Raw genomic sequence first — 15767 nt, 5'->3', positions numbered from 1 at the left:
TCTCGTCCTCATTTGGCTAGCAGCCCCAGCGCGCCCAGCAGTCGGCGCATGGCGGCCTGGTCCTTGGCGACGTAGGCGTCCGCCTCCTGCGGCGACAACGCCATCAACGCTATCGCCTGATCCTGCATCACGCGGCGGTAGTCGGGATCGTCGTTCACGGCGCGGACGGTCTCGCTCAGCGTGCGCACGATGTCGGCGGGCGTGCCGGCGGGCGCCGCCAGGCTGTACCAGGTGGCCGCGTCCGCGCCCGCCACGCCCGCCTCGGCCAGCGTCGGCACGTCCGGCAGCAAGGGCGAGCGCTTGTCCGACGCGTAGGCCAGCGCCACCAGGCGCCCCTGGCGGATGAACGGCAGGCTGGCCGACAGGTTCAGCATGGCCAGATCCGTCTGGCCGCCCACCACGTCGTTGATGGCAGGCGACGCGCCGGCATAGGGAATGTGATTCAACTGCACACCCGCGACCTGCTGAAACAGTTCGGCGCCCAGGTGCGTCGCGCCGCCCACGCCGGCCGAGCCGTAGCTCCACTTGCCCGGTTCGGCCCTGGCGCGGGCGATCAGCGCCGGCACCGAGCGGATGCCGCGCGACGGATTGACCACCAGCATGATGGGCTGCACCGCCACCACCGAGCAGAAGGCGAAGCCCTTGACGCCGTCGTACACGGTCTTCTGCATCAGCGGCGTGACCACATGGCCGGCCGAGGTGCCCAGCAGCAGCGTGTAGCCATCCGGCTTGGCGCGCGCCACGAAGCCGGTGCCGATGGACGCACCGCCGCCAGGCTTGTTCTCCACCACCACCGGCTGGCCCAGGCGCTTTTCCAGCGCCCGCGCCAGGCTGCGCGCCACCACGTCGGCGGGGCCGCCCGCGGCATAGGGATTGACCAGGATGACGGGCCGGTCGGGATAGGCTGCCACGGCAGAGGCGGCAGCGACGGACAGCGCAACCGTCGCCAGCAGGGATCGAAGCATCGTGCGCATGGGAGTTCCCTAGTGGGGCCGGGGCCTCAATCGGCGCGCGCGCCGGACTGTTCGATGATGCGCGCCCATTTCGCCGTATCGACGCGGATGCGTTCGGCGAAGGCCTCGGGCGTGCTGTGCGTGGTCTGGATGCCATAGCCGGCCATGCGCTCGACCATCTGCGGCGACGTCATCACCGCCTGGATGTCGGCATTCAGGCGATCGATGACCGGGCGCGGCGTGCCCGCCGGCGCCAGCACGCCCGACCACAGGCTCACCTCGTAGTCCTCGAACCCCGGCGTCTCCGACATCGACGGCACGTCGGGCAGCGCCGCCAGCCGCTGGCGGCTGGTCACGGCCAGCGCCCGCACCTTGCCCTGCTTGACCTGCTCGATGAAGTTGGACGAGGTGTCGATCATCATCGAGATGCGGCCGGCCAGGAAGTCATTGATGGCGCCCGAGGTGCCCTTGTAGGGAATGTGGCGGATGTCGGCATGCGCCGCCGTCTTGAACATCTCGCCCGCCAGGTGGCTGGTGGTGCCGTTGCCCGACGAACTGAAGGTCAGCTCGCCCGGCCGCTGGCGTGCCAGCTCGGCCAGCGCAGCCACCGAATCGACCTTCAGCGCGGGGTTGACCACCAGCAGGTTGGAGGTCAGGTTGGTCAGCGACACCGGCGCGAAGCTGCGCTGCGGGTCATAGCGCAGCTTGGGATACAACGACGGATTGATGGTCAGCACGCCCATGGTCGAGTACAGCAGCGTGTAGCCGTCGGGCGCGGCGCCGGCCACGGCCTCGGCGCCGATGGCGCCGCCGGCCCCCCCACGATTTTCCACCACGACGGTTTGGCCCAGCTTTTCGCCCAGCCCCTGCGCCAGCGAGCGCGCCATCAGGTCGGTGGCCCCGCCGGCCGGAAACGGCACGATCAGTTTGACCGGCCGGTCGGGATACGCCCCGGCCGCCACCGCCGCCGATATCAGGCCCGCACCGAGCCACAGGCTGACCGCGGTCAGCGCACTTGCCATTCTCATGCTGTCTCCACCCTGGGGGTTCTTGTGTTTTCAGCATGGTAGGCGCGGCGCAGAGACGGCGCTATGCGCAGGACCGCATATCTGCTTTGCTCGACATCGGGGAATGGGGCGGCAGCGCGACTACGGCGGGACTGGGGAGGCCGCGGTGCATCCAACGTTGGGCGTCATCGCCGAATATTGGCGTCGCGCCTGAATGCCGGCGCACAACCTCATTCAAGAATCCGTTTGAAGGCGCCTTTCTCAGAGATCGGCGACATCGCGCAGCCGTACGCCGGAGAAATTGGCCGCACGCAATGCGTCAAACATCGCGCGGTCGCAGATGGGAGGCGCGCCCATGCGATCCTGGCGGAAAATATGGGCATCTCCGATAACATCCTTTCTGAACACCAAACTGGCCCCGCCGACGAGGCTATAAAGCTTCTCGTCCTCGCCGGTCTGATCATTGTGGTCGAGCTTGATCCTCACGCGAGAAGAGGCTTCATCCAGGGCATCAATTCTGCGCAGCACATTGCCCAGGTAGTACCGAGGACCGGGGCTGCCGTCAGCCAGGCTGAAGTCGCAGGCCACAAATGCAAACGCCTCGGCGTCCATTTGTTCAAGCAGCTGCTTCAAAGGCTCGGACACAACCCATATGCCGGCAAGCTCTTCCAGATCGCGTGGCATTGCGCCCTTCTCCGGTACATGGACCAGGTGAGGACGCTCCGGATACTGATTAGGCGTTCCGTCAGGACGCGAGACGACGTGCATTCCCGGATGGATCAGCTTCGCTTCGTTGGCGATTGCTATGCCGGGAACCCCGCCGTTGCCCGGGAAGCTGGCGTCGATCAGGAAAAACTCGCCCTTATGAGAGGCGGCTTCGGCTGAAATTTCAGTGGCGGGCGGTTCGGTCACGGTGGCTTCGGTCATGGCGGGTAAAGGGGTCGACTTCGCTAAAGCCAATCTTGATGAATCCTTTTTTGCTCGGAGCGAGCTGGATATACATAGCCTGCGGCAGAACTTCGTGGCTGCCAAGCAATTTTCGAGGGATCCCTTTCGGCAGCAGAAATTTGACACAGATCGCTGATTTAAACCAATACGAGTACGGTCGGCTTTAACCGGAGTTGCAATTCTGGGCCGGAATCACTGGCAGGAAGACCGCACTGCGTCGGACGCGGCCCGTCGCCGACGTCCACTCCCGGCCAGCAGCGGGCATCGGTCGTCGTCATTCTTCGTTCGGATGGGCCGGTGTGCTCAACACCTTCTGATAGAACGCCAGGTCGAGCCAGTTTCCGAACTTGTAGGCGACCTCTCTGATGACCCCGCCCGGCTGAAAGCCCAAGCGCTCGTGCAGGGCGATACTTGCCCGATTGGTGGTGTCGATCCCGCCCACCATGGTGTGGACATCCCTTGCCCGAGCCTCTTCAATCAGCTCGGTCAGCAAGCGACGGCCTAGCCCCTGGCCGCGGCATGCATCGTGGATATAGATCGAGTGTTCAACGCTGTACTTGTAGGCAGGCCAAGCACGGAACGTCCCATAGGATGCAAAGCCCAGCAGTTTCCCGGATTCGTCCTCCAATCCCAGGACCGGGAAGGCATGCTTGCGTTTCGTCTCGAACCAACCGGACATGGCCTCGGGCGGGCGGGGCTTGTAGTCGTATAGCGCCGTGGAATTCAGGATCGCGTGGTTAAAGATAGCCAGCATGGCTGCCGCATGGCGTTCTTCGGTGCAATGGACGGTACGCATAAGGGGGCCTCGGGTTTCACATTAGAGTACGATTCGTCTACTATATGAGACATCTTTGAAAAAGGAAACCCGATGGCTGTTGACGACGTCATTGCACAACGCATCTCTGAATTGAGGACTGCCCAGCGGCTGAGTCTTAGCCAGTTGGCCGAGCGCTCCGGCGTCAGCAAGGCAATGATCTCGAAGATAGAGAGACGGGACAGCAGCCCGACAGCGGCCGTGCTCGGTCGCCTTGCATCGGGCCTGGGGGTCGCGCTGACAGAGCTGCTGGCCCCGGCACCCTCCCCCAACCCATTCCTGCTCCGTCACAAGGCGGATCAAACGACCTGGCGTGACCCAGCCACCGGATACGTCCGGCGGCAAGTCGCAGAACTGGATGAAAAAACCGGCACCGAGCTCATAGAAATCGAGCTGCCTGCCGGTGCCCGCATCGACTATCCACAATGGCATTCGAAACCGTACCGACAGCGGCTATGGCTGCTGAAGGGCGTGCTCGAACTGGGTTACGGCGACGAGACACGACGCCTGGTGGCAGGCGATCAACTGGACTTTGCCGTGGACAAGGCCGTCAGCTATTTCGCATGCGAGCAATGCCGATACCTGCTCAACGTGCTCCATGCCTGAATCGCTTCGGCAATCCGATGTATCCGCCTGTCTCATACACGCTCCGCTTCGGCTCGGAAGCGGGCCGTGCTCGAAGACTGCTCACAGGCTTGGCCCGGACGCCAGAAAGTACGCGTTTGAATGGCTTGCGCAAGTCGTTGTTCCAACCACGCATTCAAACGTCCCAATTCAGTTGATGAAGAACAGACCGCGATGCAATATCAGCCCCTGTGGACCTCTTGCCGACGCTCGAAAGCCTCTGGCTACCTCGGAGAATCGTGCAGACGATGCCTTTGACTAATGGCCAAGATCCGCTCCATCATTAAAATGCGACAGGATCGCCACAACCCTGAAGGTCTTTCTGAGCGACACAGATGAACAGAAGGAAAGCGTATCTTATCCTTGCCAATACGACGTTGGCGGTGTCGATTTGGGTCCCACCCACCATTGGAACGGCTTTCGCCACAGGGAACGACACTTCGTCCGATGGCGGGCCCTGGGTAACCCAGCAGTTCGATTTTTCAGCGCCCGCGTTGAATTTTGAAAGCCGCGTTCCTCGGGATGCGGCAGTCAAGTTGGTGCCAATGGAACCGAAGCCGCCAAACACCATCGGCAACGTAAAGGTCATAGGAAAGATCGAGTCGGAGAAAGATGCCCCGAAGCTCGAGACAAGTATTGTGGGCTATAACCTGCAAGCGCCCGCCACAGCATTGCGTATCTGCACGTTCGAAGTGGAAGCAATCGGTTTTATACCTTCAGTCTCCACGACCTCGGACGACCTGACAGAGGCGGGCCTTCTGGCCCAGAAGGCCGAAAGGGGAAAGCCAAAGAGCGCCGCGATCGGTTATTGCTTCGCCCGCGAAAAGCAGGCGTTGGGCATTTATTTCATCGTCGATGTGAGCAGTGCCGCCAGCATGGAGGCCGCGAACGATCTGGTACGTAAAGTCGACCGAGACGCCGCTTCGTTCATTGACAGCCTGTCATGGGCAGATGGGCGGCAGTCGAGCTTCGGACGGGAAATGCAGGCAATCCCGCTTCGTATTGGCGCCAAGGACCTGACGCTTCGCATTCCGAGAGGATGGGACATTCCTATCAACGATTTTCACGGCCCGCTTCCTGCCGAGCTGCACATGGTCAGGCGTAAGGACGGAAAGGATGTCGGGTTGGTTTGGCTCTTCGTGCAAAACATGAAGGACAAACCCGACCTCGCAACAGCCGGTGCCGCTATCGTGAAGGATTATTTCGTCAAGCAGACAACGGACGCGCGAACACCGGTGCTGTTGTCGAGCGAAGAAGACAGCTCATTGAGGGACCAGGGGGCTGCCGCGCGCACCTTCCGCTTTTCCGTCGAAGACAAAAAAGGCCGAGATGCCGGCGCCATTGAGGCTTTCGTCGCATGGAAGAACGGCCAGCTTTCCGTGCTGACACTGTGGTCGGCATGGAAACCTTCTGCTGATAGAAGCTCCTTCTTCTCGCGCCTCCCGGGCCTGTCGGTCTACGACATCGTGCGGCAGGCCGTGCTGACGACACAGCCCTAGCAATTGCACCTTCTTTACGGTCATTGCCTTGACCCTTCCAAAGTCGCAGCTGGCTGCTCGCTACCGGCCTCTGAACTGAACGAATCTTGTCGAGAGTTGGCCTGAAAGCCCTTATTTGGTAAAAGCAAAGTTGATCAGAACCCGAGAGTCGACGGCTACCATGTCCGAACCCTATTCTGCCTTTCTCAATCTCCAGATGTCCCGCGAGAATCTTGCCAGATGGCTCGCTGCCCCGGCGCCGGCGGCATCAAGATGGTCGGACTGGCGTTCCATCGGCGGCCAGTGGTATCTCTCCGAAGGCAAGGATCTGGCTGCCTCCAGCAATCAGGATCTGGGCAGGCTCATTTCGGAATGCGACGCCATGCTGGCTCGCCATCCAGACAACCGCGCGGCGCTGGGGGCCATCCTGAAATCCGCGGAGGCCGAGAACATAAAGGTTGCGGCCTACGATCGTACAGGAACGTGCTTCGTTGCAGGCTCGCTGACCTATTCCGAAAACCTCTACGACCTCATCGTCTTTTTTACGGTAGCGCGCGGAGCGGCCGATTTTTTCGAGGCGGATGATCGCGGCCTTGCAGTGGTTCACGACTATCTCTGGGGCGAGGAAGACGAACGAGAAACTGTGGCTGCGCTTGAATTCGCCGGAAAGGGCTGCTCCGTATTCCTGGCATCCGAAAAACTCGGCCACGCCGCTGGCGCCTTCGAGGCCATGGTGGACGCGATGCTGGACGGCAAAGAGGATCCGGAGTTCCACCCCCGCGATCAACTCGACCATCTTTGAGACCAGACCTGCGCCCAGCAGGGACGACAGAATGCACACGACAGGGCCGTCAGGCGGGTCAAGGAGGTAAAATTTCCAATGCGACTACTAGCACAGGTCATCATGCTGTCCGCTTGCGCGGTCTGCCAGGCGCAGGGAACCAGGACCTGGCACTTCACTGGTGCCGAACTGGCCGCGGCCCTTGAAGGCCGGATGCCCTCGGAGCTTCACGAACCATCGCTTCGCCGCCAATTCGCTTCCTCCTATGCGCAGGCCTACGTCGTCGGTATCGCCGACCAGACACAAGGCACGGTCTGGTGCCCCCCCACCGGCGTCCTTCCCCACGAATTGAAGGACAGGGTGTACAGCTACTTGTCCACGCTGCAAGCCAGCCGTCTTGAGGAAAATGCCGGCCCGCTAGTAAGCGAGGCACTCCATCAGTCTTTCGCTTGCCGGTAGAGTCATCCCCGCCAATACGGCCCCCCCGCTGCGCTAAGACCGGAATGGGTGCGTGCGTTCTGTCGCACGGTAACTGTCGATGATTCCGAGCGGCTGCTGACATCGGCGCGCGCAAAAGCCCCTGCCGGCCAGAAGCGGTAGTTCGACGTGTCGCCGAAGGTCGACGAAAATCACCTCGACCAATGCTAACTGGAACGACTACCGCGGCCAAGGCCGATACGAGCACGCTGGCATCTCGAATTCAGTAGTATGTGCCCCGTGCGGCTGCGCAAGCACGCCACGCATCATCGACCCGAATCATTCCCGTGCGCCAAGGGCAGCGCTCATCAACGAAGAATCCACATGCATCGACGTCTTGCACATGCCGTATTGATCGCGCTATTGACCAGCCTCGGCGCCTATATTGCTCCCACGCACGCCCAGGCCCCATCGACGCCAAAGGTGCAGTCTGGCGACGGGCACCCCTACGAGATCGCCGACAGCGAAGTATGGGACGTGCCTGATCCCGTTTCCAACCGCGGCTACCAGGTCTTCGTTGCGCTGCCACCGTCCTATGCCAAACAGCCGCAGCGGCGCTACCCCGTGCTGTACGTGACGGACGCCGACTACGCCTTCCCGATCGTTCGGCAGCTAGGGCGCCGCCTGAATGTTGAAGGCCCGCAGATCGAGGAATTCATTCTCGTCGGCTTATCTTATGGCAAGGGCGAGGACGGCGGTGTCAGCCGCCAGCGTGATTACACGCCGACACCCAACGGCCCAAGTACGGCATCGCCCAATTCGATACACGGTCAGGCGCGCGCATATCAGCAGTATCTGCGCGATCAAGTAAAGCCCTTCATCACCGCTCGGTATCGCGCAGACCCTGCCAGAGCAATCTTTCTGGGCCACTCCTACGGCGCGCTCCTTGGGGTTCAGGTGCTTTTCACCGATCCTGGCTTGTTCAGCAGCTATATCCTCGGCAGCCCTTCTCTTTGGTACGACAAGCGATATGCCTTGAAACTCGAGGCGGCCTACGCCAAGCAGAATCAGGACCTGAAGGCGAATGTCTACCTTTATGTCGGTGCTTATGAGGCTTTGCGCAAAGGTGATCGACGCTACAACCAGACGGTGGACATGGTTGCCGACAACCGCGCATTGGAAGCGGCGCTGCTGAGCAGAAATTACTCGAGCTTGAAACTGAAGTCAGCGATCTTGAACGACGAAGATCATCTCACCGTCGCACCCCGGGGCTTCACGCAGGGATTGAAGTACCTGCTGCCAGTGCGCTGAACCCTCATAGGGCTGCCGGTTCTTGCCACCGACATCACACCTTGTTCAGCAACCCCACATCCAAGTCCGAGCCCGGCCTTCGCGCAGATTCACCCGCCTGCCCCCCTTTGGCAGCTTGCTGCGCCCGCCGTGCCTGCTTGTCTGCATACATAAGCTGATCGGCCTGCTTGAGGGCGGCTTGCAACGAACTGACGGCAGGATCCACGGTGACGATGCCAAAGCTTGCACCTCGATAATGGAAACTGCACTCGGCGGCGGTGTAGGTACCGATCAGCGGCTGCGCCAGCCGGTTGCGCATTTCGTCAACGACTCCTTGCGGATTGTCGGACCTGGACGGATCCACGAGTCCGATCACAACGAACTCGTCGCCGCCCCATCGACCCAGCATGTCGCTTGCACGGAGACCGGCCGACATGCGCCGGCCCACCTCGATCAGGAATCTGTCGCCGGCGTCATGCCCATAGGTGTCGTTGATGGGCTTGAACCCGTCCAGATCGATAAACGCTACCAGAACCCATTGCTGTGTCCGCTTTGCCAGCGCGAACAACCGCTCCAATTCAGCCAACACTGCGCGTCGATTCGGCAGGCCGGTCAGCGCGTCATAGTTGGCGGCATACCGTTCATCCTGTCGGCGCATGACGATCTGGCTGGCGACATGGCCTGTCAGCAGGATCAGGACCAGGCCGACCACCGCGACCAACCCCGTCATCCAAAAGTGCTGTCTGCGCATGGGTGCCAGGTGCTCCAGCGTGGCCAGCGTGAGCAGCTGATACTGGGTCCCCGACAAGGGCTGGCGCCGCAGCAGATAGGGCCTGCCGTCGATAAGCCATTGGTCGGCAAGGTCCGGGTCGCCTGCCGCGCGCACGTCCATGCGCTCGCCTGCCGCTTCTTCGCCATCCGGCGCAAGCACCGTGCCCGGCGCCAGGAGCGCTGCGACGTTGCGCAGCATGAACGGCTCTGACGATGCCGTGATCACGCGCCCCTGGCGATTCACGATCAGCGCGACATGGCGCCCTGTCAAATACAGCGCGACCTCTGGCGCGTCGAACTTGACCGTGACCGAGCCCAACGGCACGTCGTTCGCGTCCTCGATACGACTGGCCACGAAATAGGAGGGGGATTTATTCAAACGCGCGATACCGAAATAATGGCCATTGCCGGTACGCAACGCGTCAATCAGATAGGGCCGGCCCGAATAGATCATGCCCACGATGCTGTCGGGTTCGGCCCAATTGCTGGCCGACACGGTGTCGTCCGACATGTTATTCATGTAAATGCGGGCGTAGCGCAGGTCAGTGGCCAGCGCGTTCATGAAATCACCGACCCTGCGCACCAGCGGGTCGCTCGCGAACTGCGCAGCGCGCTGCTGCCGTGTCAGCGAGGCGGCGCCTGGGGGATCCGTGCGATAACGCATGGCGAGTTCAATCACCTGGCCCTGCCGCGCCACCATATTGGCCACGCTCGCCATCTCGGTGAACAGCCGGTCCATGACGCGCGCAGTCGTTTTCGCCTCGTATTCGGCGCTTGCCGCCGACCTCGCCAATTGCGCTGACACGATCCCCTGCGAAATCCACCACCCAAGGCCGGCCACCAGCGCCAGCCAGACGACGGCCAGGCCCAGCGAGACGCGGCGCACGGTGCGCCACGTCTGTTGTTCACGCCCGCCTTGCTGCAGCAACACGTCGTTCTCCCTCGCTTTGCCAATCGTCGAAAAGCGCTTGATTCGGTATGTGTGACCTTCTCACTCCTGGCTACAGTATGAGCGTCGACCCGTCCCGCCCATTCTCCCAGGCGATATTCAAAAATATCGCAATAGGCGCACCGACGCATCGTGCGTCGGATTTATCGGCGCTGGAGCAGGAACAAGCATCGACACAATATCGCAGCCGTCTGGCTTCGATTTTTTTGTTGACAATATTTAACAGTGGGATACCGGCAATATACGGGTATAGACCTCAATCTACGCCGTATGGACTATTTTCGGCCAGCCCCCACCAAATCAGGGTGCTTCTGAAACGTAGAAGGCGTGCATTCATTTTGTCAGCCGTTCTGCTCTGCTTTCCGCCAAATTACAGATATTGCCAGTTTCATGGAATCTGACCGTATGAGTTTTCTAACGCAACTTCGGGATTGCCGCTATGAAATGCTGGTTAGTATCAGGATCACTGTTTCCGAGGCATTCGGCGCTGCGCCGGCTATATCCCGTGGTTCTGCATGCGTTCCTGGCACAAGACCGCAGGGCCCCGCGGCGTACCGGATGGCGCTCAGACGACCTTTGGCTGGCATCCGGGCCGTGGCAGGCAGGTTGACAGCGCGACCAGGCCAAGCACCAGCACCGTCGCACCAAGCACGCCAGGCCCTGTGCCAAAAGCCGCGCTGACACCCATCGCCACCAGCGCGGCGCTGCCGATCTGGCAGAACCCGACCAGCCCCGACGCGGTGGCCGCATAGCCATGCTCGCTGGCGACCGCCCCGGACACGGCCAGCGACAGCGACGAACCGTTGGCAAGACTGACCAGGCACATCGGCAACACGACGGCCGCCGCGCCATGCAGTCCCAGCGCCGCCACCGCCATGAACGCCACGCCCCCGACGACGAAGAAAACGATGCCGGCAGCGACGATGCGATCATACGGCCAGCGTTCGAGCAACCGCCGGGTCACCCAATTGGCGCCGATGATGCCGGCCGTCAGCGGCAAGTACAGCCAGCCGCTCTGTTCTTCGCTCAGGCCCTGCCGCGCGAACAGGAATGGCGATTGGGTCAAGTAGACAAACCACGCGCAGTAGATCGCGCAGACCACCAAGGTGTAGCGGCGAAAGGTTCGGTCGCGCAGCACGTGGCCGAAGCCGGCAAACGCAGCGGTCCGGGTACGGGCGGCGATGGGCAACGTTTCCGGCAGCTGCGTCAGCACCATCAGCAGAGCGACGATCCCGAACGCGGCGACGAACAGGAAATCGGATCGCCAGCCGAAGGCCGCTGCCAGGTGGCCCCCTATGGCGGGTGCAAGCGCGGGCGACAGCGACACCAGCGGGTAGATCACCGCATAGACCTTCGCAGAGGTGCGCTTGTCGCAGGTATCGGCGATCAGCGCACGGCCAACCACAAGGCCCGCGGCGGCGCCGACCGCTTCAAGCATGCGCCACGCCAGAAATCCCTCATAGGTGGCGGACAGCGCACAGCCCGCCGAGCCGACGACGTAGCAGGCGATGCCGGCCAGCAGGACGGGCTTGCGGCCATTGCGGTCCGACAGCGGCCCGTAAGCCAACTGGGCAAGTGCCAATGCCAACAGGTAGAACGAGATCGTTTGCGGCATTTGCCAGTCGGCAACCCCGAACTCCTTGCTCATGGTCGGCATGGCGGGCAGATAGACATCCGAAGCAAGCAGCCCCAAGGCGCTCAGCATGGCGACGGTCAGTATGAAAGATAGGCGAGGCATGGGGTTCCGGGCAGCCAGTCGGGCTCGCTGCGCATCCAAGGTTCAAAGGAATAGCCGCCATGCTACGGAGATGCCTTTCATGTGAAAATGCACAAATTGGCAGCGATGTGCTGCAAATTTGCAGGATACGCATGCGGGGACGACGATGAACTGGGACGACGTACGGATATTCCTGGCCATTCTGCGCGCCGGCACCTTGCGCGGTGCGGCGGATCAACTGGCCATCGACCAGACCACCGTCAGCCGGCGCCTGACCGGATTGGAACGGACGTTGGGCAGCCGGCTGTTCCTGCGCACCACCGCCGGCCTGGTGCTGACCGACACCGGCCAGCAAGTGCTGCGCATGGCCGAGGATATGGAACGCATGGCCGTTTCCTTCGAGCGTCGTGGCGAAGGTGCCGATGCGCGCGTGGCCGGGCAGGTGCGCGTGACCACCACCGACGCGCTGGCGGTGGACTTCGTGGTTCCAGCCATCGAACGCCTGCGTGCCAGCCATCCCGAGGTGCGGGTGATCCTGAGCACCACGACACGGCTGCTCGACCTGGCTCGACGGGAAGCCGACATTGCCGTACGCACCCTGCGGCCGCAGCAACCGGACTTGATCGTGCGCCAACTCGGCTGCTGGGATGTCGGGCTGTACGCCACCCGCGGTTACCTGGCCAAGTACGGACAACCGCAGCCCGGCGATGGCCTGGCGGGCCACGACATTGCGCTTTACCAAGAGGGCGTGACCGGCCGGCAGGACGACACGCTGGCGGGTGAATCGAGGGCAAAGGGCCGCGTGGTTGCGGAATTGGATTCGAGCCTGATGCTCAGCACCTTCGTGCGCGCCGGCCTGGCCCTGGGCGAGTTACCCGAGTACCTGGCACGGCGCGATCCCGCGCTGGTACGGCTATGGCCCGAGCGCCGGCGCGCCAAGCCCTACGAGGCGTGGCTGGTGCTGCACCAGGATTTGGCACGCACGGCCAGAGTGCGTGTGGTCGTGGATGCGATCACGTCGGCGTTCGCGGCTTGAGCGGACGCCCCCCTCGGTGTGACTCCCCAGCCACACCCCAGGCAAATTGACCATCCTTGACTTTTTATTTCTGACGACACACTCCGACACAATGTAATCTTTCCCAACAAAATCACATTAATTTCAGGAGGGGTGTTCATGATTGCTAACCAGAAAGCGAGCGCGGGATGGTTATCGTCGGCCATCTTTGTGGTCTATGCGGCCTATGTCGCCCATCCTGCCCAAGCCCAGTCGGTTTCCAGTACGGGCGATGTCGTGCCTGGGCCGGTGCTGTCGCCGAATTGGAGCGTCGGCGGCGATCTGACCGTCGGGGATGTCGTGGACGGGACGTTGACCCTGGACGCAGGAGGCGCCGTTGACAATAGCGCGGCAAGTATCGGCAACGGTCCCGGCAGCACGGGCACCCTGACAGTGTCGGGACGCAGCGGCAGTGGCACGCCCTCCACCTGGATCAGTGCCGGGCCCGTGATCATCGGGGTCCAGAGCGGCAGCACCGGCAGGCTCAGGCTCCTGGGCGGGGGCTTCGCGCAAAGCGACTCGGCCTCGATCGGCGAGGACAATGGCAGCAACGGCAACGTGCTCGTGTCCGGCTTGGGGTCGACCTGGAATCTCGCCACGCTGAACTCCTTCCAGATCGGCTCGTTTGGGACAGGCACGCTGCGTATCGACGATGGCGGCGCCGTGCGCAGCGGCCAGGCGCTGATCGGCAGCGGCCCCGGTAGCCAGGGCAACGTAACGGTGTCGGGGTCCGCATCGGTCTGGCAGGCGTTCAACAATATCTACGTAGGCTTCGAGGGCCAGGGCGACCTGCAAGTCCTGGAGGGCGCCACCGTGCGCACCGTCGGATCATCCGCGCCGGGCGCCGCCGCAACGATCTACATCGGCAACCAGACGAGCGGCGTTGGCACCGTGACCGTATCGAGCACGACCGCCGATGTCTCGACGCTTACCGCCAGCGATCGCATCGAAGTCGGCTCGGCAGGAACGGGAACCTTGAACGTCTTCAAGGGCGGCCTGGCGGTCGCCGCCAGCGACACGTGGGTGACTGTCGACAGCACCGCCACCGGCACGTTGAACCTCACTGGCGACGCGAGCGGCCGCGGCGTGCTGGAGACCGGCTCGGTCATCAAGGGCGCCGGCAACGCCACCTTCACCCTCGATGGCGGCGTCCTGCGTGCTCGGCGTGACAAGGCCAATTTCCTGAATGGCTTCCTGACGCAGGCAATCGGAAACGAGGGCGCCTCGTTCGACACCAACGGCTACGAGGTGGGCGTGATGACCGCGTTCTCGGGCACCTCCAACCTCAACAAGCTGGGCGCCGGCAGGCTGACCCTGTCGGGCAACAGCGCCGCCTTCACGGGCACCACCGATGTCCGGGCCGGAACATTGCAGGTCGATGGCGTCCTGGGCGGGCCGGTGAACGTATTGTCGGGAGCACGGCTGACCGGGACGGGGCGCGTTGGCGCAACCGTCAACCAGGGCACCATCGCACCGGGGCCGCGCAGCGGCTTCGGCACCCTGACCATCGCCGGCAACTATACGGCGCAAGGCGGCAACCTCGAGATCCGCACCCAGCTTGGCGGCGATGACTCGCCGACCGACAAGCTCGTGATCACGGGTGATACCGCGGGCGCGACACCGGTCATCGTGAAGAACATGGGAGGCACGGGTGCGCAGACCCAACAAGGCATCCAGGTGGTGCAGGTCAACGGTCTCTCGACGGGCCAGTTCAACCTGGCCAATGGCGACTACGTCATCCAGGGCCGTCCGGCCGTGGTGGCCGGCGCCTATGGCTATATCCTGCAACAGGATCCGGCCGACGGCGACTGGTATCTGCGGTCGTCCCTGCCTGATTCCGGCACGCCGCCGACCGTTCCCCTGCCCTCCCAACCCAGTGGCGCGTCGCCTGGCGTGGGCCGCCCCTTGCTGTTCCAGCCCGGCGTGCCGGTCTATGAGGCCTACGCCAACACGCTGCTGCACCTGAGCCGGCTGCCCACCCTGCGCCAACGCGTCGGCAATCGTCTCTATGACTCGGCGGACGTCGGCCGCAATGGCGTGTGGAGCCGCGTGGAGGGCACGACGAGCCGGCTCGACCCGTCCACGTCCACCACGGGCACCCGCCAGGACATCGATAGCTGGAAGGCGCAATTTGGTGTCGACCGCATCCTGGCCGGCCAGGAAGAAGGGTCCCGCCTGGTGGGTGGCATCGCCTTTCACTACGGCAAGGCCGACACGCACGTGTCGTCGGCGTATGGCAACGGCACGATCGACACCACTGCCTATGGCCTGACGCCGACGCTGACCTGGTACGGCAAGAACGGCTTCTATGTCGACACGCAGGCCCAGGCCACCTGGTTCGACAGCGACCTGAATTCCCGGCTGGCCGGCAAGCTGAAGAGCGGCCGCCAGGCCAACAGCTACGGGCTGGGTATCGAGGCGGGCAAGGCGTTCGGGTTGGGCGAACGGTTTGCCCTGATCCCGCAGGCACAGCTGTCTTATGTATCGACCCGTTTTGACAGCTTCAACGATAAATTCGGCGCGCGCGTCGAGAGCGACAAGGGCGACAGCCTGCTGGCCCGCATGGGTATCGCCCTGGACTACAAGCGCAATTGGCAAACGGGTGGCGTCAATCGGGAATCCAGCATCTACGGCGTCGTCAATGTGAAACACGAATTCCTGAACGGAACGCGTGTGCGCGTGGCCGACGTGCCCGCAGCCAGCCGCATGGCGCGGACCTGGGGCAGCGTGGGAGCGGGGGCAAATTACGGTTGGGGCGATCGCTATGCGATCTACGGCCAGGTCGATGCCGACGCGGATTTCTCGGGCAGCTACATCGTTACCGCGACCGCAGGTTTCAGAATGACGTTCTAGATCCGCACGATTGGCACACAGCGCCTTGGGATCAAGGCGCTGTGAGCCACCCGATCACACGGTCGCCAGGCGACCCTCCCTTGGAATCCATGCGGCGCGCGATCGTCTGTC

The 15767-nt window shown here is 62.8% G+C and carries 13 protein-coding genes; 7 read left to right on the top strand and 6 right to left on the bottom strand.

Features of this window, described 5'->3' with window-relative positions; translation table 11 throughout:
* Window positions 1-8: 8 nt before the first annotated feature.
* The 4 genes from ACUDP5_RS10725 to ACUDP5_RS10710 form a co-directional block, all read right to left on the bottom strand.
* Window positions 9-965, bottom strand: a complete 957-nt coding sequence (locus tag ACUDP5_RS10725; protein ID WP_445659150.1) for a tripartite tricarboxylate transporter substrate binding protein — start codon at window positions 963-965, stop codon at window positions 9-11.
* 35 nt (window positions 966-1000) lie between these two features.
* Complete coding sequence (locus ACUDP5_RS10720) at window positions 1001-1981, bottom strand: Bug family tripartite tricarboxylate transporter substrate binding protein (protein WP_445658729.1); 981 nt, start codon at window positions 1979-1981, stop codon at window positions 1001-1003.
* 240 nt (window positions 1982-2221) lie between these two features.
* Complete coding sequence (locus ACUDP5_RS10715) at window positions 2222-2887, bottom strand: imm11 family protein (RefSeq protein WP_445658728.1); 666 nt, start codon at window positions 2885-2887, stop codon at window positions 2222-2224.
* A 295-nt stretch (window positions 2888-3182) separates the two neighbouring features.
* On the bottom strand, window positions 3183-3704 hold the full coding sequence (locus ACUDP5_RS10710) for a GNAT family N-acetyltransferase (RefSeq protein ID WP_445658727.1): 522 nt from the start codon (window positions 3702-3704) through the stop codon (window positions 3183-3185).
* A gap of 72 nt (window positions 3705-3776) precedes the next feature.
* On the opposite strand from ACUDP5_RS10710, the gene ACUDP5_RS10705 reads away from it, so the two are divergent.
* The 5 genes from ACUDP5_RS10705 to ACUDP5_RS10685 all read left to right on the top strand — a co-directional run bounded on the left by ACUDP5_RS10705 (window position 3777) and on the right by ACUDP5_RS10685 (window position 8333).
* Window positions 3777-4328, top strand: coding sequence for a helix-turn-helix domain-containing protein (locus ACUDP5_RS10705; protein WP_263911789.1), 552 nt, complete (start codon window positions 3777-3779; stop codon window positions 4326-4328).
* A gap of 353 nt (window positions 4329-4681) precedes the next feature.
* The gene (locus ACUDP5_RS10700; protein ID WP_445658726.1) at window positions 4682-5845 is read left to right on the top strand and encodes a hypothetical protein; all 1164 of its coding nucleotides are present in this window, start codon (window positions 4682-4684) and stop codon (window positions 5843-5845) included.
* A 160-nt stretch (window positions 5846-6005) separates the two neighbouring features.
* A complete protein-coding gene (locus ACUDP5_RS10695; protein WP_263911786.1) occupies window positions 6006-6626 on the top strand; it encodes a hypothetical protein in 621 nt (206 codons plus the stop codon).
* Window positions 6627-6704: 78 nt separating this feature from the next.
* The gene (locus ACUDP5_RS10690; protein WP_445658725.1) at window positions 6705-7064 is read left to right on the top strand and encodes a Rap1a/Tai family immunity protein; all 360 of its coding nucleotides are present in this window, start codon (window positions 6705-6707) and stop codon (window positions 7062-7064) included.
* Window positions 7065-7406: 342 nt separating this feature from the next.
* Complete coding sequence (locus ACUDP5_RS10685) at window positions 7407-8333, top strand: alpha/beta hydrolase (protein ID WP_445658724.1); 927 nt, start codon at window positions 7407-7409, stop codon at window positions 8331-8333.
* A gap of 34 nt (window positions 8334-8367) precedes the next feature.
* On the opposite strand, the gene ACUDP5_RS10680 is transcribed toward ACUDP5_RS10685, so the two are convergent.
* Window positions 8368-10056, bottom strand: coding sequence for a sensor domain-containing diguanylate cyclase (locus ACUDP5_RS10680; protein ID WP_445659149.1), 1689 nt, complete (start codon window positions 10054-10056; stop codon window positions 8368-8370).
* 541 nt (window positions 10057-10597) lie between these two features.
* Window positions 10598-11737, bottom strand: a complete 1140-nt coding sequence (locus tag ACUDP5_RS10675; RefSeq protein ID WP_445658723.1) for a multidrug effflux MFS transporter — start codon at window positions 11735-11737, stop codon at window positions 10598-10600.
* A gap of 178 nt (window positions 11738-11915) precedes the next feature.
* Between ACUDP5_RS10675 and ACUDP5_RS10670 the strand changes: the two genes are divergently transcribed.
* Both ACUDP5_RS10670 and ACUDP5_RS10665 read left to right on the top strand, forming a co-directional pair.
* The gene (locus ACUDP5_RS10670; RefSeq protein ID WP_263911777.1) at window positions 11916-12785 is read left to right on the top strand and encodes a LysR family transcriptional regulator; all 870 of its coding nucleotides are present in this window, start codon (window positions 11916-11918) and stop codon (window positions 12783-12785) included.
* Between the two features lie 138 nt (window positions 12786-12923).
* Window positions 12924-15656 (top strand): autotransporter family protein, encoded by a 2733-nt coding sequence (locus ACUDP5_RS10665; RefSeq protein WP_445658722.1) that lies wholly within the window; start codon window positions 12924-12926, stop codon window positions 15654-15656.
* The last annotated feature ends 111 nt before the right edge of the window (window positions 15657-15767 follow it).

It is taken from the genome of Achromobacter sp. NCFB-sbj8-Ac1-l (genome assembly GCF_052695805.1).
The sequence above is the reverse complement of the archived record's forward strand: the minus strand, read 5'-3'. Positions and strand labels throughout refer to the sequence as shown.